General features: G+C 70.3%; 12 protein-coding genes and 1 pseudogene. 4 read left to right on the top strand and 9 right to left on the bottom strand.

The window, feature by feature from the left end; genetic code table 11:
• Positions 1–125 precede the first annotated feature (125 nt).
• From JK364_RS11055 to JK364_RS11015, 9 genes are all read right to left on the bottom strand, one after another.
• Positions 126–2414 carry a CaiB/BaiF CoA-transferase family protein gene (locus JK364_RS11055; protein WP_307841247.1) on the bottom strand — a complete coding sequence of 763 codons (2289 nt, stop codon included), beginning with the start codon at positions 2412–2414 and terminating at the stop codon, positions 126–128.
• A 145-nt stretch (positions 2415–2559) separates the two neighbouring features.
• On the bottom strand, positions 2560–3393 hold the full coding sequence (locus JK364_RS11050) for an enoyl-CoA hydratase/isomerase family protein (RefSeq protein ID WP_201850167.1): 834 nt from the start codon (positions 3391–3393) through the stop codon (positions 2560–2562).
• Positions 3390–4847, bottom strand: a complete 1458-nt coding sequence (locus tag JK364_RS11045; RefSeq protein ID WP_201850165.1) for a sodium:solute symporter family protein — start codon at positions 4845–4847, stop codon at positions 3390–3392. Before JK364_RS11045 ends, JK364_RS11050 begins: the two co-directional genes overlap by 4 nt.
• Positions 4848–4862: 15 nt before the next feature.
• Entirely contained in the window at positions 4863–5990 is a 1128-nt protein-coding gene (locus JK364_RS11040) for an acyl-CoA dehydrogenase family protein (RefSeq protein WP_201850163.1), read from the bottom strand.
• A gap of 25 nt (positions 5991–6015) precedes the next feature.
• Positions 6016–7446, bottom strand: a complete 1431-nt coding sequence (locus JK364_RS11035; protein ID WP_201850161.1) for an aldehyde dehydrogenase family protein — start codon at positions 7444–7446, stop codon at positions 6016–6018.
• A 341-nt stretch (positions 7447–7787) separates the two neighbouring features.
• Positions 7788–8408 (bottom strand): TetR-type transcription factor C-terminal domain-containing protein, encoded by a 621-nt coding sequence (locus JK364_RS11030; protein ID WP_201850159.1) that lies wholly within the window; start codon positions 8406–8408, stop codon positions 7788–7790.
• 136 nt (positions 8409–8544) lie between these two features.
• Positions 8545–11958, bottom strand: a complete 3414-nt coding sequence (locus JK364_RS11025; RefSeq protein ID WP_201850157.1) for a CARDB domain-containing protein — start codon at positions 11956–11958, stop codon at positions 8545–8547.
• 231 nt (positions 11959–12189) lie between these two features.
• Complete coding sequence (locus JK364_RS11020) at positions 12190–13305, bottom strand: M24 family metallopeptidase (protein WP_201850155.1); 1116 nt, start codon at positions 13303–13305, stop codon at positions 12190–12192.
• A gap of 257 nt (positions 13306–13562) precedes the next feature.
• On the bottom strand, positions 13563–14309 hold the full coding sequence (locus JK364_RS11015; RefSeq protein WP_201850153.1) for a response regulator transcription factor: 747 nt from the start codon (positions 14307–14309) through the stop codon (positions 13563–13565).
• A gap of 132 nt (positions 14310–14441) precedes the next feature.
• Between JK364_RS11015 and JK364_RS11010 the strand changes: the two genes are divergently transcribed.
• From JK364_RS11010 to JK364_RS10995, 4 genes and pseudogenes are all read left to right on the top strand, one after another.
• The gene (locus JK364_RS11010) at positions 14442–15746 is read left to right on the top strand and encodes a sensor histidine kinase (protein ID WP_230991760.1); all 1305 of its coding nucleotides are present in this window, start codon (positions 14442–14444) and stop codon (positions 15744–15746) included.
• 125 nt (positions 15747–15871) lie between these two features.
• Positions 15872–17230, top strand: a complete 1359-nt coding sequence (locus JK364_RS11005) for an aspartate aminotransferase family protein (protein WP_201850151.1) — start codon at positions 15872–15874, stop codon at positions 17228–17230.
• 13 nt (positions 17231–17243) lie between these two features.
• Positions 17244–18367 (top strand): annotated as a pseudogene (locus JK364_RS11000) (aspartate kinase); the annotation flags it as partial.
• A 120-nt stretch (positions 18368–18487) separates the two neighbouring features.
• On the top strand, positions 18488–22492 hold the full coding sequence (locus JK364_RS10995) for a Pls/PosA family non-ribosomal peptide synthetase (RefSeq protein ID WP_443732260.1): 4005 nt from the start codon (positions 18488–18490) through the stop codon (positions 22490–22492).
• Positions 22493–22524 lie beyond the last annotated feature (32 nt).

Here is a 22524-nt window from a genome sequence, read left to right as displayed (position 1 = left end):
CATCGGCGTCCGGCTCCGGATTCCCTGAAACCCAGCGGGCCCACCCCGCGTTCGGGGTGGGCCCGTCTTCCGGGGTCCGGGTCATGCCGAACGTAGCTCCGGATCATGCCGAACGCAGCTCCGGGTCATGCCGAACGTACGGACTCCAGGACATCGGCCGTGTGCTGGCCCAGCAGCGGCGCGGCGGCCGACGGCTGGAGGATGCGTCCCGCCGCTTCCAGGGGCAGGCCCGCGTACTCGTGTGTCCCCGCCTCCGGATGCGTCAGGGCGGCGAACCATCCGCGCTGCCTGAGCTGTGGGTCCTCGAACAGGTCCCGGCCGTTGTGCACGGGCGCGGCGGGGACGCCGGCCCGCTGGAGACGCGTGGCCAGGCGCGTCTTGTCGTGTTCGCGCGTCGCCTCCGACAGGCGCCGCGCTATCTCCTCCGCCTTCGCTTTCCGCGCCGTGGTTTCCGCCAGCGACATGTCGCGGGCCCAGTCGGTCCAGCCCAGTTCCGAGCACAGCGCGGTCCACTGGTCCGCCGTGTGCACGGCGATGGCGATCCACTGGTCCTCGCCTGCGCAACGGAACGCGTCATGAGGGAAGGCGGTGGGGATCGCGTTGCCGCGCGGCACCGGGTCGGCCCCCGTCGCGAGGGAATCCAGGATGATGTCGCCGATCCAGGACATGGCCGCTTCGCGCTGCGCGACCTCGACGTACTGCCCCTGCCGTGTGCGGTCCCGGTGCGCCAGCGCGGTGATGGCCGCCGCCGCGCCCGCCAACCCGCCCATGGGATCGAGATACGCGGAGCCCGACCCCAGCGGTCCGGATTCCTCGTCGTATCCGATCAGTGCGGTGATACCGGCCATGGCCTCCATCGTCTGTCCGTAGGCACGGTGGTGCCGGAGCGGTCCCGTGGTGCCGAAACCCGACATCTCGACCATGACGAGGGAGGGGTTGATCTCGCGGAGCGTGTCGAAGCCGAGCCCCAGACGGCTCATGGTGTCCGGGGTGAAGTTGGTGACCACCAGATCACTCTCCCGGCACAGGTCATGGGCCTGCCGGCGGCCGACGTCCGTCTTCAGGTCCAGCAGCACCGACTTCTTGTCCAGGTTCTGGGCGTTGAACCACGCGTTGCGGTTGTACGGGCGGTCACCGGGCTCGCCGTTCGGGTAGAACTCGGTGGCGGTGGGGGCGTCGGCGGGCCCTCGCCAGGCGTCCATCCTGGAGGCGCTTTCCACCTTGAGGACCTCGGCACCCAGCAGGGCGAGAATGCGGGTGGCGAGCGGCCCCGACCAGGCCGTGGTGAAGTCCACCACCCGCGTACCCCGCAACGGCCGCTCGCCGGGTTCCGCCGTCCCGCCCGCGGGCCGGTCGGGCGTGGGGAGGGCGGCCGGTACGCCGCCGCTCGTGTCGCGCGCGGCGCCCGGCTCATAGCTCGCGGGCCGCCACAGCGGGCCCAGCACGAGGTGCTTCCGGCCCTGGAATTCGGCGTGCCGCCAGAAGTCCCTGCTCAGCAGCTGCGGGTCGGTTCTGAGCTCGGTCGGGGTGCGGACCGGGGACATGACCAGCCGGTGGTCCAGCGCGGCCTGGAGGAGGGCCTCCCGGCTACGGCCTCGTGCCCGCTCCTGGATCCGCGCGAAAGCTGACGGGATGTCTCGCATGAAGTCGGACCACGAGGAGAACGGCGGTGAATCCACCAGATCGTCGGCGCCCACGGCGGTGAGCAACTCGTTCAGCCGGCCCTCCATGGCGAAGACGGTCATCCAACCGTCCGCACAGCGGATGCGGCCCTTGGGCCGGTTCAGCTCGCCGCGCTGTGCGATCGTCGCGCTGTAGGCCCATTGGACGGCGAAGTTCTGTTCCATCGCGGCCGCCGCCTCATGCACCGCGACCCGCACGATCTCCCCGGTGGATCCGACTGCTCCGACGGCTCCGACGGCTCCGGCGGCCGGACGAGCGAGCAGCCTCGCCGCGAGTGACACATAGAGGAAGAGACCGGCCGCGATGTACGCGCGGTTGCCCGTGCCGTGGAGCGGTGGGCGCCCGGCCAGGCCCGTGTAGTGCATGGATCCGGACAACGCCTGGTGGATGAGTTCCGATCCGTGCCAGTCGCGGTAGGGCCCCTGGTCGGCGAAGTCGGTGGCGACCGCGACCAGTGCGTGCGGGGCCAGACCGGCGGCGATCGCGGCTTCGCCGTGGTCGGACACCACCACGACGTCGACGTCCCGCGCGCACTGTCCCAGGGCGCTCTGCCAGCCGCCCGTGGGACAGGGCTGGACCGACTTGGTGTGGTTGAGGTGCAGGTCCATGGCCGGGGACGCGCCGACGAGGGTAGACGGGCGGCGCAGCAGAGTGACGGCCGCCCCGTGGTCGGCGAGCAGTCGGGCGGCGAGTTGACCTGCGATGGTGTCCGACACGTCCATGACGCGCACTCCCTGGAAGGGAAGGCGGTCCGCCGGCTCGCGCCGGCCCGGGTCGGCTGGACCATCCGTGGGAAAGTCGACCTTCACGGTCGGTGTCTCCGTTCTGGTGAGCGGCGGATGAGGGCATCTCGCCGCCGGCTTGGCGCCTGTCGTCCTACTCGCCGACGAACACGGCGGGCCGCTTCTCCAGGAATGCCCGTGCGGCTTCGGCGGCGTCCTGGGTCTCGGCACAGCGGGAGTGCCTGACCGCCTCGTTGTCCAGCGCCCGCTCGAAGCCGACGTACTCGCTCTCGACGAGGTTCTGCTTCATCAGGCGCAGGGCCACCGGTGCGGAAGCGGCCAGGTCCTCGGCTACGGCGCGGACGCGTTCCAGGAGCTGTTCGGCCGGCCAGACCTTCGAGACCAGCCCGATACGAAGCGCCTCCTGGGCGTCGAACGGCTCGGACAGCAGGTACTTCTCCCGCGCCCGCCCGATCCCGATGATCCGCGGCAGGGTCCAGGTCCCGCCGAAGTCGCCGGACAGCCCGGCGCCCCGGAAGGCGGCGTTGAAACGGGCTCGGTCCGCGGCGAACCGCAGATCGGTCGCGCAGGCCCAGGACAGTCCGGCCCCCGCGCAGGCACCGTTGATCGCGGAGATCGTCACCGCCGACATCGAGTGCAGGAGCTCGGCCGTCTCCATGTAGCCGCGCAGCCGTGCGGCGGCGGAGGCGCCGCGAAGGGATCCGGTGACCGCGCCCCCGGGGCCCTCGGCCAGGTCTCCGCCCGCGCAGAAACCCCGGCCCGCGCCGGTGAGGATCACTACCTTGACCGCCGGGTTCTCCGCGAGTGCGGAAAACACCTTATGGGCCTGTTCCAGCAGGTCACCGGTCATCGTGTTCAGCTTCTCGGGACGGTTGAGCGTCACCAGGGCAACCCCGGTGCTGTCGATGTCGCTGGTCACCAGAGTGGACACCATCATCTCCTCGTCGGTCTTCGTCAGGGTTCTCACCGGGTCCGTGCGTGCCCTTCCCGGAACGGGCCGGCGGCCGATGCGGCGGCCGCCGTCGCGGGGGTGTGGGCGATGGGTGTGCTCGCTTTGGTGCCTCGCCCGCTGAGCTGGGCGATCGTCATGACCAACAGCGGGGTCAGGATGGCGATGTAGGCGTTGTCGATGCCGAAGGGGTCCCCCGCCAGATACCAGCCGACGACCGCGGGCAGGGACAGACAGAGGGAGACCACGGCACCCTGCCGGGAGCCGTACGACGGCCGGTAGAACATCAGGACGACGAAGACGGCCAGGGAGGCCCGGAGCGCCTTGGCGAGGAACGTCACGCCGAGCACGTCCGACGCGAACAGCGCCGCCGCCACCGGGATCAGCCCGCAGCCGAGGGTGGCGAGCCGGGCGAATCGCACGGCCTTCCTCTCGTCGCCCGAGGTATTGAAGTATGGCTGGTAGAAGTCCTTCAGCAACAGCGTGGAAGAGCCGATCGTCAGGGCGGATATCAGGCCGAACACCGACGCGATCAGTCCGGTGACCGCGACGCCCTGAAGAACCGGGCTGAGGTCGACGACCATGGACGGAAGTGCCTGGAGGCTGTCGATGCCGGGGTGCACCACGGCCGCGCAGACGCCGATGAAGGCCGCGAGGACGCCGTAAGGGATCAGGACGAGGCTGGTGTACAGGCCCGCGTTCCTCGCCTTGCCCTCGTCGTCGACCGCGGTCATGGCCTGCACCACGTATTGGGTGGCGAACATGGCGCCGCCGCCCGCGACGAGCCAGGCACCCATCTGATTCCAGCCGACTCCGTCCCAGTCGAGCATCCGCGACGGCAAGGAGACATGGATGCCTTCGTAGCCCCCCGCGGCGAAGTACGCGGACACCGCGACGACTACGATCCCCGCCACTTTGACGATGACGTTGATCAGGTTGGTGTAGATGACGGAGCGCATACCGCCGATCACCACATAGACGCTCGACAGCACACCAACGATCACAACGGCCCAGCCGGCGTCGATCCCGAGCAGCGCCGAGATCATCGCTCCGCCGCTCACGTAGGCCGCGGTGGCCACCAGGAGGAGCGACGCGATCATCGTCACCGAAGCCGCTCGCCGCACGCCCGCTCCGTATGCCCGTTCCAGGGCGCCGGAGATGGTCACCTCGTCGAGTTGCTTGAATCGCTTCGCGAACAGCACGGCGAAGACGATGAACCCGATTCCGAGAGCGCCGAGGTTCCAGGCAGCGGAGATACCGTCGACGTAGGCTCCCTGGGCCGTCCCGATACTGGCCGAGGTGCCCACGACTTCGGAAGCCATGAACAGGCCGATCACCACCGCGGGGAAGACCCGGCCGCCGCGGACGAATCCTTCCGACGTCGCGCCGGCCTTACGGGCGATGACGCTCACCGCTGCGATGAGGATGACGTAGGCCACCACCATCAGGGCGACTATCTGGAAAGACGACACTGTTTCTCCTTGAGTTCAGCGGGACCCGGCGAGGTGGTCCTTGACATGAGCGCCCCACAGAACGCTGTTGACCAGCCCGGTTCCATCGGCGGTGGCGAGCATTTCCGCGTCGTCGCGGAAGTCGGCGACTCCGGTGCTGGTGTCCAATCCGTGTCCGGCGCACATGGACAGCAGCTCCGTGCAGGCCCGCACGGCGGTGGTGCAGGCATGCGCCTTGGCCCCGCTGGCCAGTGCGGCGGCAGCGGGGTGTTCGGTCTGGACGGCGGTGGCGGCGTGGTACGCGAGCAACCGCGCGCCCAGCAGCTCAGCCGCGATAGCCCCCACTCGATGGGTGGTCAGGTCCAGGTCGGCGACCCGTGAGCCGCGGGCGGTGCGGGTCGTCAGATGCCGCGTCGTCCTGGTCAGCGCCTCGAAGGCCACCGCCACGGCTTGGACGGCGACCAGTACACGCGCCACCCCGAAGCCGGCTTTCGCTCCTGCCGCGCCGTCTTCGGTGAGAATCCGCCAGCGCTCCACCTCCACCCCGTGGAACTCGAGCGAGCCGAAGGTGAGATGGCGCAAGCCGTGGGTCCGGAGCGGACTCCGCTTCACCCCCGGGGCCGACAGATCGACGAGCACCCGTACGGAACGGCCCTGTTCGTCCGCCGCCAGGACCACGGCGGCGTCCGCCGTCATCGCATGGGTGACCCAGTCCTTGCGCCCGGTGAGGACGAGTCCCCCGCGGCCCGGAAACACGGTGGTGGCGGGGTTCTTGATGCTGCTGCCACCGCGCGGCTCGGTAACCGCCACAGCGCCGATGCTGGTCCCCTCGAGCAGGCCGGGCAGCACTCGCCGTCTGGCCTGAGGGCTGCCGGCCGCGGTGATGAACCGCTGGACACTGTGGTTGGAGAGGAAGGGCACGGCACCGGCGATTCCCTCGGTCAGCGACGCGAACTGTCCGAGGGTGAGGCCGGCTCCATTCGCTTCCTCGGGGATCGTCGACCCCAGGTATCCCGTCGGCCTCAGCTTGCCGAAGATCTCCAGCAGCTGATCGCGCGACCACGGTGTGGCGTCCGGGTACGTCCCGCGGATCGTGGTGGCGACGGCCCTTCCCCTATCCACCCACTGGCTGTCCCGGCCAGGGATGTCAGGCTCATACTCCATTGCGCGGCTCCGTTCTTCCGGCTGCTCAGAACTGCAGGGACTGCCGGTGGAGGAACTCCTCGATGCCCGCGGGACCCAGTTCGCGCCCGTACCCGGAGTTCTTCACTCCGCCGAACGGTGCGGCGGGGTTGAAGGCGCCACCGTTGATGTCGACTTGTCCGGTGTGGATACGGCGCGCGACAGTGCGGGCACGTTCGGCGTCGGCCGACCACACCGCGCCGCCGAGCCCGAAGCGGGAATGGTTGGCGATGGCGACCGCCTCTTCCTCATCGCCGTAGCCGATGATGGCGAGCACGGGGCCGAAGATCTCCTCCTGGGCGAGGAAGGAATCGGGGTCCACGTCGGTGAAGATCGTGGGCCGCACGTAGTAGCCCGACGTCAGCGCGTCGCCGGCCGGCCGCTCGGGTCCCCCGGCGATGAGCTTCGCGCCGTCGGCCAGGCCGGTCTCGATCGCTCGGACCACACTGTCGCGCTGTTGTGCGCTGGCCAGCGGGCCGATCCTGGTCCGCTCGTCCGCCGGGTCGCCCGGGGCGTAACGCGTGGCCGCGGCGGTGGCGATCTCCTCTGCCGCGGAGAGCAGCTCGCGGGGCACCAGCATGCGGGTCAGGGCGTTGCAGCTCTGCCCTGAGTTGAGGAAGCAGTTGGCGACGCCGACCTTGACGGCCGTGGCGAGGTCGGCGTCGTCGAGGATGACGTTGGCCGACTTGCCACCGAGCTCCAGTGTGACGCGCTTCAGGGTCAGCGCGGCCCGCTGGGCAACGGCGCGCCCGGTCGCCTCCGAACCGGTGAACGACACCGCGTCGATCCCAGGGTGCTCCACGATGGCCCGGCCCACCTCGGGTCCGGCTCCGTTGACGACGTTGAGCACCCCGTCGGGAAGACCTGCCTCTTGCATGATCCGCGCCAGGAGCAATGCGCTCAGGGGGGCGACTTCGCTCGGCTTGAGGACCACCGTGCAGCCGGCGGCGATCGCCGGAACGATTTTGCTGACCACCTGGTGGACGGGATAGTTCCAGGGCGTGATGGCCCCGACGACACCAACCGGCACCGAGTAGACGCGAGAGTTGCCGAGCTCGGTCTCGAATTCCATCGACCGCAGCGCACGAGCGGTCTCCCGGACGTCGTGCACCGGAAGTGTCGCGTGCAGTTGGCGGGCCAGTTTGACGGGAGCGCCCAGTTCCTCGGTCACCGTCCGCGCGATCAGCTCCCGCCGGTCCTCGAGGAGATCGGCCAGACCGTCCAGCACCTGGGCGCGCTCCTCGACGGTCCGGGTCGACCACGAGGCGAACGCACCGCGAGCGGCGACGACGGCCCGGTGGACGTGCGACGCCCCTCCCGCGGGGACCGATGCGATCACCTGCTCGGTGGCCGGGTTCTCCACGGGGATCGGCGGTCGTTCACCCCGCTCGTGCTCCCACTCCCCGGCGATGAAGTGTGCGGTCCACTGATGAGTCATGCAGCCCTCCGGTTGCCAGCTGACGCGTCGCTTTGAACGCCCGCCGCACAGTAGGGCCTAAACGAGCGTTTAGGCAATAGAGTCTCGCCAATAGCCCTAAACGATCGTTCAGGAGCTTGGGCCGCAACCTCTTCGAGAGTGGCGGGCGAGGCCCGGCAATGTGTCTGCTACTCTCGGGTGCCGAGCGGGCGTCGCCGCCCGCCCGCCGCTACCGCAAGGCCGATCTCAGCTCGACGCCGAGGGGCAACCCGACGACGGCGTGCGGCACTATTCAGGCCCCTGCGTCGGCACAAAAAGTCGGCACGTCTGAGTGCCTCGCCCGGTGGACCGGGAAAAGTATTTCAGGAGGAGACCGAATCGGCCTGGCCGCCCACCAGCGACAAGGCCAGGAACCCGTAACGGTCCGCGATCTCTTCCGGCGAGAGTTCCCCGGCGCTCTTGTACCAGGTGGCAACGGCGGTACACATCGTGACCACGGCCCGGCTGGCCTCCCTGGGCCACGGGGTCAGAAAGGCACCGGCCGCGACGCCTTGCACCACCACGGAGTCGAAGATGCGCTGCAGCTTGTCACGCTGAGCGATGTTGAGGCGCCGGTTGTCCGGTTCGAGGCTGCGAATCTCGCTGTTCACGAGGAAGCTCGACATCACGTCCGACGCGTTCCACAGCACATGGGAGCGCGCGGCCGCGAACAGCCGCGCGGAGGGATCGTCCCCGGCCGCCTCGACGGCCGCACGGGTGACCTCGATCGACTGCTCCATGAAGCGGCCGATGATGTCCATCAGCAGCTCTTGTTTGGAAGCGTAGTAGTGATACATGGCCGCGGGCGTAGTGCCGGACGCCTTGGCGATATCACGCACGGATGTGCCGTCGTATCCGTGGCGGTAAAAGCAGGTCAGCGCCGCTTGAAATATGACTTCCTGACCAACGCTATAGCGCGGTGCGGAACTCTGACCTTCGGGCACTAATTCCACTCCTCGCATATCCTGAATGTGACGGCATTCTACCGTGGCCGGCGGTCGTACGGCGCAGACGCCGGGCCGCTGCCCCAGAAGGCGCGAGGCCTTCTGGGGCAGCGGCCGGACGCGCCGGGCGCGGCGCTCAATCGCGTGGTGCGGAGGACCGGTTCGCGGCGCCGTTGATCACGAACTGCGAGCCGGGCTCCTTCACCACGTCGCCCTGAGCGGAGTTGGTGATCCGCACGTTCGTCAGCGTGGCGTCGCCGCGCGCCCCGCCCATCGCGAGGATTCCGGACCCGTTGTTGGACTTGTCGATGGTGACGTTCTCGATCTGGACGCCGGGCATCGCGCCGCCGCCCGTCTTGAACTGGATGCCGTCGTAGGTGGAGTCGTGGATGTCGGTGTCGCGGATCGTGACCCCGGGGATGTTCTGCCCCTGGGCGAACAGGGTGATCGCGCCGAACTCCTGCGCCTCGCCCCAGAACGCGCCGCCGGTGCGGTACAGGCCGTTGTTGGCGATGAGCGTCCTGCCCGAGAAGGGCAGCGGGTCGTGGTCCGTGGCCAGCATGATCCCCGGGTAGTTCATGGTGTCGGAGATCAGGTTGTTCTCGATCGTGTTGCCGTAGCCGCCGTAGACCGCGATGCCGTTGGCCCGCCAGGGCAGTTGGACGGTGTTGTTGCGGAAGTGGTTGTCGTGGCCGATGTCCGTGGCGGTGTCCTTCACGTACTTGTTGGCCCAGACGGCGAGTGAGTCGTCGCCGGTGTTGCGGAAGGAGGAGTTGTACACGGTCGAGTTGCGGGTGCCGTTGGTGAAGTTGACGCCGTCGGCGTAGGTGTTGCGGATCCGTACGCCGCTGAACTCGAGGCCGTCGCCGGGCCCCCACAGCGCGGGGATGTTGGAGTAGTCGCGGCCGACCCAGGCGCCGACGTTGGCGTGCTCGATCCATACGTTGGTGATCTTGGTGTTCTTGCCGAAGCGGCCGTTGAGCCCGACCCCGCCCTCGGCGCCGCCGTCGCCGCCGCGGATGGTGCCGGAGCCGAAGATGGCGATGTCGGAGATCTTGGTGTTGTCGTCGATGTCGAAGCCGAAGTTGCCCTCGTGGGGGTGGTTGATGCCGCCCGCTTCCTGCGGCGGGATGAGCGAGTAGAGCTGGGAGTGCCACATGCCGGCACCGCGGATGGTGACGTCCCGGATACCCATCTGGTTGTACTGGCCCTGGTTCTGCGGGTCGTCGGTCAGGATCTTCTTCTCCTGGCGCCACTGGCCCGCGGGGATCCACACGCAGGGGATCGCGCCCTCCTGGTCCGCGGTGACGGCGCGCTGGATGGCGTCCGCGTCGTCGATGCCGTCGTTGGGCACGGCCCCGTAGTCGGTGATGGAGACGCATTCGGCGGGCTTGGCGGCCGGTGCCGCGACCTGCTCCAGATCGATCGTGTCGATGATGTAGAAGGCCGCGTCATCACCGGAATCCCGCTGGAGCCGGAACTTCGTACCCACCGGGTAGGTGTCGGTGAGCAGGGCGTGGGACTCGTCGAACAGCCGCCGGGCGTCGCCGCCGGGCCGATTGGTCAGGCCCTCCGGGTCGTCGGTCGTGCCGTAGAGCCAGCTGTGCTTGGAGGACAGGGTGAGCTTGCGGACGAACCTGCCGTCCGCGTAGAGGCTGATGGTCGCCTCCCTGCCGCCGCCGGCCGCCGCGTCCGGGATCGAGTTGCGGACGACGATCGAGTTGGACGGGGTGGTGGAGGTGAACTCCACGTACTGACCGCCGGTGTCGAGCCGGACCGATGCGCGCCCGGAGGACTCGGTGGCGAAGTTGGTGTGACCGAAGGTGCGCTTGGCGTCCGTCTTCAGCAGGGTGCCGTCGTACCGGCCGTCCTCCGCCTCGTACTCGGTGTACGGCACGGCGGCGCCGCGTCCGACGACGAGGGAGCGGGCGAAGGTGTTGTTGTCCTCGTTGGTCTCGGCGACGGTGCCGGTGGCGTCGGCCGTCGCGGTGAGCGTCGCTCCCCCGCTGGTGGCGGTCCACTCGCCGCCGATGGCCACGGTGGCCGTGTCACCGGCGGGGATGGTGCCCGCCGTGCCGTTCAGCGTGGTCCCGCCGACGGTGAGCCGGGTGACCGATCCGGCGGGCACCGCGCTCGTGCCCCGGTTGTGCACCGCGACGGTGAAGGTGACCTTGGCGCCGACGGCCGGACTGGAGGGGTTGGTGGTGATGCCGGTGACCTCGAGGTCCGGTCCGGGGGCCTGGCCGATGACCAGCTTCGAGGCGGCGTTGCGGCTGTTGTTGGTGTTGTCGAGCTCGGCGACCGTGTCGGCCGGGTCGACGACGGCGGAGACGGTGTAGCTGCCCATGGGCCGCTTGCCGACCTTGACCGGCACCTTCAGCGACGCGCCCGGCGCGAGCGCGCCGACGGCACCGCTGCCGGCGACCGTGCCCTCGAGGCTGACGTTCACCGTGGTCGCGGGCGCGGCGGCCGTCCCGGCGTTGCGGACCGTCGCCTCGACGGTGACCGCGTCCGTCTCCGAGGGCGACGCGGGCGACCAGGAGAGATCGGTGACGGTCAGGTCGGGGGCGGGGGCGGCCGTGCCGACGACCTCGAACTCGGCGACCTGTCCTCCCCCGGCGCCGGTGTTTCCTGAGAACTGCAGGCGTACATCCGCGTACCGTCCCGTGACCGGGATGGTCACCGTGTTCTTGTTCTGCGACGGGCTGAAGGTGTAGTCGGCCCGGTCCTTCAGCGAGGTGAAACCGGACCCTCCGGCCGCCCGTCCCAGCACCTGAACGCTCTGCGACCGGGTGGACCAGACGGGGTCGGGGTTCAGCTTGACGACGACGCCGGTCAGATCGGCGTCGGCGCCGAGCTTCGCGGTCAGCGTCGAGGACTGGCCGCTCGCCTCCCAGTAGGTGGAGGTGCTGCCGTCGTTGGCGTTGCCCGCGACGTAGTCCTGGGTGGTCGACGACGCCTCGATCGGCTTGCGCAGGGCCAGGTTGGTGCCCGCGGGCGGGTTTCCTGGCGGCTCCTCGTCGGCCTCCCCGCGCACCTCCACCTCGGAGAGCTGGGCGGCGTTCCAGCCCGTATTGCCGGTCACCTGTACGCGCACGTACCGTGCCTCGGCCGCGACATCGAGCGCCACGGTGTTGCCGGACGATGGCGAGAAGTCCTTGCGCACGTCCGGAACCACGGTGGTGAAGTCCTGGCCGTCGGTGCCGGCCTGGACCTTCACCACCTCGGTGCGGGACTCCCACGACGCGGGGAGCTTCAGTACCACCTCGTCGACGTCCGTCCTGCTCCCGAGGTCGACCTGCACCCACTGCGGGAACGAGCCCGCGGGACCCTCCCAGTAGGAGGCCTGGCTGCCGTCGGTGACATTGCCCGCCGGGTAGGAGCCGTGTGCCCCACTGGCCGTCACCGGTCTGCCCAGCGCCAGATTCGCTCCCTCCGCGGCCTGGGCTCCCGCCGCGGCGTGGGCTGTCACGGGCAGCAGCCCGACCGTGAGCAGGCCCGCCGCCACCAGCCCGGCGGATAACCGCCGACCGTGCTGTCTTCTTCTCATGAGGCCCTCCCGATCCCTTCCCCTGTACCTGGAGCCGATGAACCTGGAGCCGAGCCCGCCGCAGTGCAAGAGTTGAGTGATTTCGTCAATCTTTTGCGGCCATGCTTTGACAGATTTCTACCGCTCATCGACTTTGTCAACGACCGGGCACACGGCAGTACGTGATCGGCCGCGGCGAGAACGGACCCGGCTCGGGGAAGGTGGGAAGCGGCCGCGGCCGGTACCGGACGGTCAGGGCAGTACGACCAGTTCACGGCCGGTGCGGTTGAGCCGCTCACCGCCGTCGTCGGTGCAGATGACGATGTCCTCGATGCGGGCTCCGAACCGGTCGGGAAGATAGATGCCCGGCTCGACGGAGAAGGCCATACCGGGCTCCAGCGGCAGGGCGGAGCCCGCCACGATGTAGGGCTCCTCGTGCGTCTCCAGCCCGATGCCATGACCGGTGCGGTGGATGAAGTGCGGCCCGAAGCCCGCGTCCGTGATGACGTCCCGGCCGATCGCGTCCAGTCGCTCGGCGGTGATACCGGGCCGCACCGCATCGGTCTGGGCACGCTGGGCGGTCAACAGCACCTCGTACAGCCGCCGGTACTCCGCCGGCGGCTCGCCGACGACGTAATCGCGGGTGGAGTCGGAGCAGTAGCCGTCCTCGGTGGTCCCCCCGATGTCGACCACCACGGGGTCACCGGGCAGGATCACCCGGTCCGACAGCTCATGGTGGGGACTGGCGCTGTGCGGCCCCGAGCCGACGATGACGAAGTCGACCCTCACATGGCCCTCGGCCAGGATGGCCTCCGCGATGTCCCGGCCGACCTCGCGTTCGGTGCGCCCGGCGCGCAGCCACTCCCCCATGCGGGCGTGCACCCGGTCGATGGCCGCCCCCGCCCGGCGCAGCGCCTCGACCTCGGCCTCGGTCTTGCGGATCCGCAGCCGGCCGAGCACCTCTCCGGCGAGTGCCTGGTCGGTGCCGGGCAGCACGGTACGGAAGGCGACGACCTTCTCGGCCCACATGTGGTTGTCGACGCCGACCCGGGCCACACCGGCGGGCAGCCTGGCCGCGACCAGGGCATACGGGTCCTCGGTCTCGGCCCATCCGGTGATCTCGATACCGAGGTTCCCGGCCGGGGACGCGAGCGCGGCAGGCCGCTCCAGCTCGGGCACCAGGAGAAAGGGCTCGCCGTCCACGGGGAGCACGAGGCAGGTGAGCCGCTCCAGGGGAAGGGCCTGGTAACCCGTCAGATAGCGCAGGTCGGCGCCGGGACTGATCAGCAGCGCGCCCAGGTCCGCGTCGGCAGCGGCCTCCCGGGCGCGCTCCAGACGGTCGGCGGGGTAGAGATCGGTGGGGATCACAGGGAGTTCTCCATCCTGGTGTCGGGCCGGGCCGAGGCAGCGGGCCGGACCGTCCTCGGCCGGCCGGGGCCCCTTCGCGGCCTCAGCCTCCACAGCGTGCGGCGCGGCGGCAACCCCATAAAGGCACCCTGGCCGCACTGGCTCCACTGGCTCCGCTGGCTCCACTGGCTCCACTGGCTCCGCTGGCCGCATCGGCCGCGCTTCCCGCGCCAGGTCCAGGTCGGAGCCGCGCCCGCGGCCCGGGTACCGAAGATGGATCAGTTGTCGTCCAGCGGCTCGGGTGGGTCGATCCGGTAGCCGTGTCCGCGCAGAGTGGTGAGGGCGGGCAGCGCGACCGGCGCGTGCGCGTCGGACGCCGCCGCCTGCAGCCGACGGCGCAGGGAGGACATGGTGACGTCCAGGGTCTTGGTCGGCCCGAACCAGTTCCCGTCCCACACCTCCGCCATGAGCGATTCGCGGGAGACCGCCTCCTCCGGATGCCGGACCAGGACGGCGAGGAGTTCGAACTCCTTGGGGCGCAGTTCGACCTCCCGGTCGCCGAGGCGGCAGCGGCGCGCCGCGGTGTCCACGGTGAGATCGCCGATGCGGACCAGTTCGTCCGGTCCCGCCGGGGCGGGCGGGCGGCGGCGCAGATGGGCGCGGAGGCGGGCGAGCAGCACGGTCATGCTGAAGGGTTTGGCCAGGTAGTCGTCGGCGCCCGCGTCCAGGCCCACGATGACGTCGATCTCCTCGCTGCGGGCGGTCAGGATGAGGATGAGGACATCGGGATGCTCGTTGCGCAGCTGCCGCGCCACGTCGATGCCGTCCATGTCGGGGAGGCCGAGGTCGAGGAGGACGACGTCGATGGGGCTCCGATCGGCCTCGGCCAGGCCGGAACAGCCGGTCCGGGCCATGGTCACGGCGTAGCCGTGGGATCGCAGACCGGCCTCCACATGCCGCCCGATGACCTCGTCGTCCTCGATGAACAGGACGGACACCGTGTCCTTGGCCCCTGTCGCCCACATGTTCCGAAGCGTAGAGCGGGTGACCGCCCGGGGCGCGCGGGCGGTCCGCCGTCAGAGTTCCTTCGGCTCTTCCACGGCCGGTGGCGACCCTGCCTCGGCCCCACCGGGCGCGCCCGCGCTCATGATGGGCGTATGAGACAGCGCGTGATGCGGGTGGCCGTGGTGGCGGTGCTGGTGGCACTGCTCCTGCTGGCCACGCCGCTGGCGCTCGGGATCCAGACGTCCTTCTTCGCGGACGAGCGGGATGAGCTGGAGCGCGTGGCCCTGGCGGCCGCGGTCCACGTACCCCCGTTCGTGGTGGGCGGCCATGTGGAACTGCCCGCCCATGAGCGGGGCGTCGACGTCGGGGTGTACGACCTGTCCGGACGGCGGCGCGACGGCAGTGGCCCCAGGAGGGCGGACGCGACCGCCCGGGAGGCCCGGAAGGGGATCGTGGTCCGGGGCCACGTCGGCCACCAGCTCGTGGTGGCCGTTCCCCTGTCCACCCAGGAGCAGGTGATCGGCACGGTCCGCGCGTCGTCCGGCACCGCCGGGGTATGGCACCGCGTCGTCCTGGCCTGGCTGGGTCTGGCCGGTCTCGCCCTGGTGGCGCTGGCCACGGCCATCGTGGTGGCGCGGCGCCAGGCGCGCACGCTCAGCGCGCCCCTGGAGGCGCTCTCGGCGAAGGCCGGAGCGGTGGCGGACGGGGACTTCACCGCGCGTGCCGAAGGCAGCGCGATCGCCGAGATCGACCAGGTGGCGCGCACCCAGAACACCATGGTCGACCATCTGACCAGGTGGCTCGAGCACGAGCGCCACTTCACCTCCAACGCCTCCCATCAGCTGCGCACCCCGCTGGCCGGGCTGCAGCTCGGTCTGGAGGCGGCCGCCGGCGATCCCGACGCGGATCCGCGAGCGGCGCTGACGGAGGCCCTGGACCAGGCCCGGCATCTGCAGCGGACCGTGGACGAGGTGCTCCGGCTGGCCAGGGCGACGCCACGCCCCGCTGTGCCCACGACCGCGCGGCCCGCCGCCGAGGTGGCCGAAGGGGTGGAACGCCGCTGGCACGGCAGGTTCGCCGCCGCGGGCCGACGTCTGGGCCTCGTCGCGGAGCCCGGCGGCGAGGGCCTGCGGATCCCCGACCGCACCGCCGAACAGATCCTGGACGTCCTGCTGGACAACGCCCTGCGGCACGGCCGCGGTGCCGTCCGGATCACCGTGCGCGAGCTGGGCGGCGCGACCGCCGTCGACGTGTCCGACGAGGGCTCGCCGGCGCTCGACCGACGGACCCTCTTCCAGCGGGGGGCCACGACGTCCCCCGCCGGAAGAGGCATCGGACTGACCTTGGCCCGGGAGCTGGCCGAGACGGCCGGGGGCCGGCTCACCCTCGCCCGGTCGAACCCCACCATCTTCACCCTGCTGCTGCCGGTCGCGGAGCCACCGCCGTCCCACGAATGAGGCGCCGCCGGCAGGTTTTGCCGTCGTCTAACCTCCGTCGCGCCGGGTGTTAACCACCCCCTTCCTAGCGTGGAAAACGTCAGGGGTTCACCCGCACACGGAAAGCGTCTTCGGGGAGGCTTCCGATGACCACACTCCTCGGGCCCGCTCCGCTGACGGCACCGCGCGTCAGCGGCGATCTGCCCGGCCCCCGCTCCACCGCCCTGCTGGCCCATCAGGAGCGGTGGGAGTCGAACGCGCGGACCTACCCGCGCCATCTGCCCATCGCCCTGGCCGAGGGATCGGGCAGCTTCGTCCGGGACGTCGACGGCAATGTCTTCATCGACTTCCTCGCCGGCGCGGGGGTGCTCTCACTCGGCCACAACCATCCCGAGCTGGTGCGGGCCGTCCGGCATCAGCTGGACTCCCTCACCCACGGCCTGGACTTCCCCACCCCCGCCAAGGACGCCTTCACCCAGGCCCAGCTGTCCATGCTGGCGCCGGAGCCGCGCGAGCGCACCCGGCTGCACTTCTGCGGTCCGACGGGAGCCAACGCCGTCGAGGCCGCCATCAAACTCTGCAAGATCGCGACCGGCCGGGGCGACATCATCTCCTTCCAGGGCGCCTTCCACGGCAGCACCCACGCCACGATGGCGCTCAGCGGGCCGGTGTCCCAGAAGGCGCCGGTGCGCGACGGCATGCCCGGGGTGCACTTCTTCCCGTACACCGCCAGTGACCAGGACGTCGGCTCCGTCAGCGGCGCCGACCTCCTGGAGCAGGCGTTGCGGGACAGCGACGGCGGCATTCCACCGCCCGCCGCGGTGATCATGGAGATGGTGCAGGGTGAGGGCGGAAACTTCGTCGCCCGTACCGACTTCGTCCGCAAAGTGCGCGAGGTGACCCGCTCGCTGGGCATCCCCCTGATCGTCGACGAGGTCCAGACCGGCTGCGGACGCACCGGCACCTGGTTCGCGTATCAGCAGTACGGCATCGAACCGGATGTCATCGTGGCGTCCAAGGCGCTGAGCGGCATCGGTCTGCCGGTCGCCCTCATCCTGTACGACACCGCGCTGGACACCTGGGCGCCCGGTGCGCACATCGGGACCTTCCGCGGCAATCAACTGGCCTTCGCCGCCGGAGTGGAGACGGTCCGCGTCATCCGGCGGGACGGCATCCTGGGGAACGTCCGCCGGCAGGGTGACCGGATCGCGGACCGGCTGGCCGGGCTGACCCGCGATCCCTGGGTCCGCCAGGTGCGCGGCCGCGGGCTGATGTGGGGGATCGAACTGGCCGACCCCCGCGACGGCCGCCCCGCCACCGAGGTCGCGGCCGCGGTCCAGCACCACGCGCTGCGCCACGGCCTCATCGTGGAACGCGGCGGACGCGGCGACGCCGTGGTGCGTCTTCTGCCCCCGCTGAACGTCACCGCCGAGGTCGTGGACATGGCCTGCTCGATCCTGGTGGATGCCGTGTCCGCCGGCGCGGGTCGTTCCCCGGTCCGCTGAGGGGGAACTTCGGATGGCTCTCATCGTCCAGAAGTACGGAGGCTCCTCGATACCCACCACCGAGCGGATCGGGCGGGTCGCCGAACGGGTGGTCAGGGCCCATGACGAGGGCCATGACATGGTCGTGGTGGTGTCCGCCATGGGCGACGCCACCGATGAACTCCTCGCCCTGGCCCGGAGTGTGAACAGCGCACCGTGTCCGCGGGAGCTGGACACCCTGCTGAGCGTGGGCGAGCGGGTCTCGAGCGCGCTGACCGCGCTGGCGATCCACGCGCTCGGTACCTCGGCCTGCTCCTGCTCCGGCCGCCAGGCCGGGGTGATCACGACTCCGGTCCATGGCGGGGCCCGGATCGTGGACGTGCGGCCTCGCCTGGTCCGGGAGGCGCTGGACCGCGGCATGATCCCGGTGGTCACCGGGTTCCAGGGGGTGTGCGGGGAGGACGACGACGAGGTCACCACCCTGGGCCGCGGCGGATCCGACACCACGGCGGTCGCCCTGGCGGCGGCGCTCAAGGCCGACGTATGCGAAATCTGCACCGATGTGGACGGGGTGCTCACCGCGGATCCCACGCTCGTGCCGGAGGCGAGGCCGATCGGCCACCTCACCCATGAGGCCATGCGGGAGCTGGCGGCCGGGGGAGCCCGGGTGCTGGCGCTGTCCGGCGCCGAGTACGCCGAGCGTTACGCGGTGGCCCTCCGAGTGCGGTCGTCCTACGACGAGAATCCGGGGACCGTCGTCTCGGACGAGCCCGAGCGGCCCCCGCCGTACGGATCGCCCGCGCGGGTGGTGGGCCTGGCCCACGACCCGTCCCCCGCCGCGCCGGCCGCCCGCCGGACCTGCCGCCGGGGCATCGGCCACGACGCCCTCATCGGCGAGGACGACGTCGGGACCGTGTCGCTCGTCGGGACCGGACTCCGGTCGTACGCCGGGATCCTCCTCCGGCTGAGGGAGACGCTGGACAGGATGGACCTGCCGTTCGAGCCGGTGTCGGCGTCGGACACCCGCGTTTCCGTACTGTGCCGTGCCTCCCTGCTGCCGGACGCCGTACGTGCCCTGCACAAGGCGTTCGTGGAGAGGTGAGCACGATGCTGGGAAGTGACCGGGACGAGGCGGCGAGCGGAGGGCCGTCGGGCACGTGGACGCCCAGGTCGCAGAGTCGTCCGGATGGCCTGCTCGGCTGTGCGGGCTGGGACGGTTCGGTTCGGTGGCGGGACGGCGAACGGCTCGAGCGGCTCTTCGAGGAGCGCTGCGACCGGATGTGTGCGCGGGGAGACGGGGACCGGCTCGCGGTGGAGACCGCCGATGTCGCCCTCACATACCCCCAGCTGGACGAAAGGGCCAACCGGCTGGCCCGCTTCCTGATGGCCGAGGGGGTACGGCCCGGCGACCGGATCGGGTTGCTGCTCGACGAGGCGGTGGACACCTATGTCGGAATGCTGGCCGTGCTCAAAGCACACGCCGCGTATGTGCCGTTGGACGCCGGATTCCCGTCGGATCGTCTGAGCTACATCGTGTCCGATGCCTCCGTGCGCATGGTCCTGTCACTGTCCCGGCTCTCCGAGCGGACACGACGGCTCAGTGCCCGGCCGCTGTATCTGGACCGGACGCGATCCCGGGTCGCGGAGCAGTCCCCCGATCGCCCCGATGCCCCGGCTGCCGGGGAGCCGCCCGACGACCTGTGTTACGTCATCTACACCTCGGGATCCACGGGCCGCCCGAAGGGGGTGGCCGTCGGACATCCCGCGGTGTGCAACTTCGTCCGAGTGGCCTCGGAGGTCTACGGCATCACCCGCGACGACCGGGTCTACCAGGGGATGACCATCGCGTTCGACTTCTCCGTCGAGGAGATCTGGGTGCCCTGGATGGCCGGTGCCACGGTGGTGCCCAGGCCCGAAGGGCCGAGCCTGCTCGGTGCCGAGCTGGACGCGTTCCTGCGGGAGCGGCGGGTCTCGGCCCTGTGCTGCGTTCCCACCTTGCTGGCCACCCTGGACGAGAACGCGTCCGAGCTGCGGTTCCTGCTGGTATCCGGGGAAGCGTGTCCACAGGATCTCGTCACCCGCTGGCACCGGCCCGGCCGCCGGTTCCTCAATGTCTACGGCCCGACCGAGGCGACCGTCACGGCGACCTGGAGCCCGCTGGCCCCCGACCGTCCGGTGACGATCGGTGTCCCGCTGCCGACGTACTCGGTCGCCGTCCTCGATCCGGAACGGGACACACCCCTGCCACCGGGCACGATGGGGGAAATCGCGATCGGCGGGATCGGGCTCGCGGACGGTTACCTCAACCGGCCCGAGGTGACCGAGGGTGCTTTCGTTCCGGACTTCCTCGGTATCCCCGGGAATCCCTCCGGCAGGATCTACCGGACCGGGGACCTGGGCAGGATCAACGGCCACGGTGAGGTCGAGCACCACGGCCGCATCGACACCCAGGTCAAGATCCGCGGCTACCGCGTGGAACTGACCGAAATCGAGTCGGTGCTGCTGCACCTCCCCGGAATCGCCCAGGCGGTGGTCAGCGACCGGGAGATCGCCCCGGGGGCCGTGGAACTGTGCGCCTACTACACCACCTGCGCGGGCATGACCGTGGATCCCGAGCGGGCCGTGGCGCACCTGCGGGAACGGCTGCCCGGCTATATGGTCCCCGGCTATCTCCAACACCTCACGTCGATTCCGACCCTGCCCAGCGGGAAGGCCGACCGCCGGCGTCTGCCGCCACCGACCGGGCCGCGCCGGTCCGCACCGGGCGATGGCACGGCCCCACGTACCCGTACCGAACGGATGCTGGCCGAACTGCTGGCCGCGGTCCTGCGGGTCGAGCGGGTCTCCGTGGACAGCCACTTCTTCACCGACCTCGGCGCCAATTCCCTGCTCATGGCGCGGTTCAACGCGGCCGTGCGCGAACGTCCCGACCTGCCCGATGTGTCGATGAGGGACGTCTATCTGCATCCCACGGTGCGCCGGCTCGCCACGGCCCTGGCCGAAGCGCCGCCCCGTGCCCGGCCCACGCCCGACCGCGTACTGCGGCAGCCGTCCGCCCCGGCCGCTCCGGCCGCTCCGGCGGTGGGCAGACTCCGGTACGCCCTGTGCGCGGCCCTCCAGTTCCTGGCGTTCCTCGTCTACGTCTGCCTCGCTTCGGTGGCGCTGGACGCCGGAACGTCCTGGTTGGCGCGGGGCCAGGGATGGCTCGATGTCTACGCACGCGCGGTCGCGCTCGGTGCCGTGGCGCTGATCGGCGCGAGCCTGTTCCCCATCGCCGTCAAATGGGTGCTCATCGGGCGGTGGAGACCGCGACGCATCCCGTTGTGGAGCGTGGCCTATGTCCGCTTCTGGTGTGTCAGAACCCTCGTCGTCGCCAACCCGCTGGCCCGGCTGACCGTCGGAACACCGATGTACACCGCGTATCTGCGGGCGCTCGGCGCCAAGATCGGACCGCGCACTCTGATCTTCACCCGGTGGCTGCCGATCTGTACCGACCTGCTGACCGTCGGGGCGGACACCGTGATCCGCAAGGAGACCTATCTCAACGGGTACCGGGCACGCGACGGGGCCATCGAGACCGGCCCGGTCACCATCGGTTCCGGCGCCTTCGTCGGCGAACACAGCACGCTCGATATCGGCGTGCGCCTCGGCGACACCGCCCAGCTCGGCCATGCCTCCGCACTGCACGAAGGCCAGTCGATACCCGCCGGGCAGCGGTGGCACGGCTCGCCGGCCCGGCCCGCACCGGCAGGGTGCGAGTACCTCGCCGTTCCACCGGCCCGCTGCGGCCGTCTGAGGCGAGTGGGTTACACCCTCGTCATGCTGCTGGCGCTGACGGCCACCGTGGGGGTGGCCGAGGTGGCCGTCGCGGCACTGCTGGAAGCCCGGCCCGCGCTGGTCCACACCATCACCGGAGCGGGCGGCCCCGGCAGTTGGACGTACTACGCCGACGGCCTGGAGATCGCGGCGGCCACGGTGCTCGGCCTCGCCCTCCTGGGGACGATCCTCGTACCGGCGCTGTCGCGCGTACTGTCCCGTCCCCTCAGGCCGAACACCGTGTATCCGCTGTACGGCATCCGGTTCACACTCCAGCGCGCCGTCGCCCGGCTGGCCGGCACCCGCTTCACCATCGCGCTGTTCGGCGACAGCTCGGCGATCGTGCACTACCTCAAGGCCCTCGGATACCGTCTGGCGCCGATCGAGCAGACCGGGTCCAACTTCGGCACGATGCTCAAACACGAGGTGCCCGCTCTCAGCCGCGTCGGCACCGGGACCATGGTCTCCGACGGGTTGTCCATGGCGAACGCGGAGTACTCCAGCACCTCGTTCCGCACCGCCCCGGCCGCCATCGGACGCCACAACTACCTGGGCAACAACATCGTCTACCCGGCCGGCGGCAGGACCGGCGACAACTGCCTGCTGGCCACCAAGACCATGATCCCCGTCAGCGGTCCGGTCAGGGAGAACACCGGGCTGCTCGGCTCACCCCCCATCGAGATCCCACGGTCGGTCGAACGCGACCACCGCTTCGACCGCCTCACCACCGGATCCGGACTCCGGCGCCGCCTCGCGGCCAAGAACCGCCACAACGCCGGGACCATGGCCCTGTTCCTGACCGTGCGCTGCCTGTACGTCTACGGCCTCCTCCTGATCGCGATGTTCCCCCTGGCCGGCAACGGCGGGCTGTACTGGCTGGAGACGCTCGGCACCGCGCTCCTCGAACTCGCCTTCACGGTCGGCTTCTTCGTGCTGGCCGAACGGGCCGTGCTGGGCTTCCGTACCCTGCGGCCACGGTTCTGCTCCATCTACGAGCGATCCTTCTGGCGGCACGAGCGCTACTGGAAGGTACCGTCCATCCTCTACCTCGCCATCTTCAACGGCACCCCCTTCAAACCCGCCATCTGGCGGCTGCTCGGCGTCCGCATGGGCCACCGGGTCTTCGACGACGGCTGCCGGATCCTGGAACGGACCCTCACCCAGGTCGGCGACGGCTGTGCCCTCAACGCCGGCAGCATCCTGCAAGCGCACTCCCTCGAAGAGGGTGTCTTCAAATCCGAGCGCATCGCCATCGGCACCGGCTGCACGATCGGCACCAGCGCCTTCGTGCACTACGGCGTCGTCATCGACGACCACGCCCGCATCGACGCCGACTCCTTCCTCATGAAGGGCGAACACGTCCCGGCACACGCCCGGTGGCGCGGCAATCCGGCCTCCCCGTCCGCCGCACTCCCCACCCCCAAGCCGTTGACCAGCACAAATGAAGAAGTCTGGCTGGAGCACTAACAGCTGAGGAACTGATTGGCGCACGCAAGCAC

Source organism: Streptomyces endocoffeicus (assembly GCF_016741935.1).
Lineage (GTDB): Bacteria > Actinomycetota > Actinomycetes > Streptomycetales > Streptomycetaceae > Streptomyces > Streptomyces endocoffeicus.
The sequence above is the reverse complement of the archived record's forward strand: the minus strand, read 5'-3'. Positions and strand labels throughout refer to the sequence as shown.